2 protein-coding genes are annotated in these 1,873 nt (G+C 78.7%); one reads left to right on the top strand and one right to left on the bottom strand.

All coding sequences use genetic code 11. The features are described 5' to 3' along the window. Window positions 1–779 (bottom strand): formyltransferase family protein (locus GQS09_RS28140; protein WP_279577813.1); only part of this gene is annotated, 779 nt, incomplete at its 3' end. A 297-nt stretch (window positions 780–1,076) separates the two neighbouring features. Here GQS09_RS28140 and hypB point away from each other — a divergent pair. Then, window positions 1,077–1,873: hydrogenase nickel incorporation protein HypB (gene hypB, locus GQS09_RS28135; RefSeq protein WP_165990335.1), on the top strand; the 797-nt coding region annotated here is incomplete at its 3' end.

Raw genomic sequence — 1,873 nt, 5'->3', positions numbered from 1 at the left:
CGCACCGGCCGCCGCTCCCCGGGCCGCGCGGCCGGCCGCAGCTGCGGAATCCACACGGCGCCGTCCACCGTGGCCCGGCAGACGGCACCCTCCCGGGTGGCGATCAGCTCGCCCGGCCGGCCGCGCAGCAGCCGCTCGGGGTGCCCGCCGTACAGGAACCAGGCGGAGCCGAGGAGGGTGTCGCGCACCCCGGGGCGGGAGTCGGCGGCGCGCAGCTTGCGCAGCACCGTCGCGGTCGGGTCCGCCGCCCAGTCGATGCGCCGCCCGGCCTGGCGCAGCAGCGGCCGCAGCGGCCCGGGCGGCCCGGGTTCGGGCCGCCCGCCGGCCGCGAACCGGGCCACCGCGGTGTGCACCGCGCGCAGCGCCGCGTCCGCCAGCTCCCCCCGGTACAGGTCGCTCTTGCCGGCGTCCGGCGGCACCGGGAACCGCTCCGCGGCCCACACCGGTCCGGCGTCCAGCTCGGCGACCGCCTGCAGGACCGTCACCCCCCAGTCGGTGACCCCGTCCTGCAGGGCGCGGTCCAGCGAGGACGGGCCCCGGTCGCCGGGCGGGCCGGGATGCACCACCAGGCAGGGAACCGCGGACCACACCTCGGGCGGGATCGCCTCGGTGAGCATCGGCGCGATCACCAGTTCCGGGCGGTGGGCCCGCACCGCCGCCCGCATGCCCGGGGCGCCCGGCGCCGTGTGCACCGCCACCCGGTGGCCCCGGTCGTCCAGCTCCGCGAAGACCCGCTGGGTCAGGCTGTTGAAGGCACTGGCGATGAGCAGGATCCGCATGGTTCCTCCCGATTCCGGCGGCGGACGCTGGCGATCCTGGCCCGCCGCCCGCCGCGGCCGGTCCGGGCGCGCGGAGCCGGCACGGGGAGTTGCGCCGGACGGGTGACGGCCGCCCGCCGCGGCGGCCTGCGGGCGGCCTGCGGGCGGCCTGCGGCGCCGTACCGCCGGATTCCGCCGGACGGGGGAAACCGTCGGGCGGCGGCGCCCGAGTCGGCCCGGTGCCCGCGCGGGTGTGCCTAGCGTGGGGCCGCATGCCGGAGCCCCGGCCGCCGCCCTCACCCGCGAAGGGACCGTGCCATGTGCCGCACCGTCGATGTCCGGCAGGCCGTTCTGGCCAAGAACGACGACCTGGCCGGCCGGCTGCGCGCCGATCTGGCCGCGCGCGGCGTGACCGCCGTCAACCTGCTCTCCAGCCCGGGCAGCGGCAAGACCGAGCTGCTGCACGCGGTGCTCGGCACGGCCGTGGCGCGCGGAGTGCCGGCCGCCGCGCTCACCGCCGACCTGGCCACCGAGAACGACGCCGAGCGGCTGGCCCGCTCCGGTGCGCCGGTGCGCCAGGTGCACACCGGGGGGCTGTGCCATCTGGAGGCCGCGCAGCTGAGCCGGCTGCTGGCGGACTGGCTGCCCGCCGGAACCCGGCTGCTGTTCCTGGAGAACGTCGGCAACCTGGTCTGCCCGGCCGTCTACGACCTCGGCGAGACCTTCCGGGTCGTGCTGATGTCCGTGACCGAGGGGGAGGACAAGCCCCTCAAGTACCCGACCGCGTTCGGCGCCGCGCACCTGGTGGTGCTGACCAAGACGGACCTCGCCGGGCCCGCGGGCTTCGACGGGGCGGCCTTCGCGGCCCACGTCGAACGGGTCAATCCGGGTGTGGAGATCCTGCGGACCTCGGCACGGGCCGGGGAGGGGGCCGGAGCCCTGCTGGACCGGGTGCTGGCCGTCGCGGACGGCACCCCGCCGCACCGGCCGCTGCTCGCCGCCGAGCACCTGCACCGCCACGCGCACCACCACGACGGGGGCGACGGGACCGGCCGGGGCGACCACACCGGGCAGCGCGGCGGGGCCGGCGGCCCGGAGCCCGCGGAGCGCCCGGG

The organism is Streptomyces sp. YIM 98790, from assembly GCF_011421595.1.
GTDB lineage: Bacteria > Actinomycetota > Actinomycetes > Streptomycetales > Streptomycetaceae > Streptomyces.
This window is presented reverse-complemented; position numbering and strand designations above follow the sequence as displayed.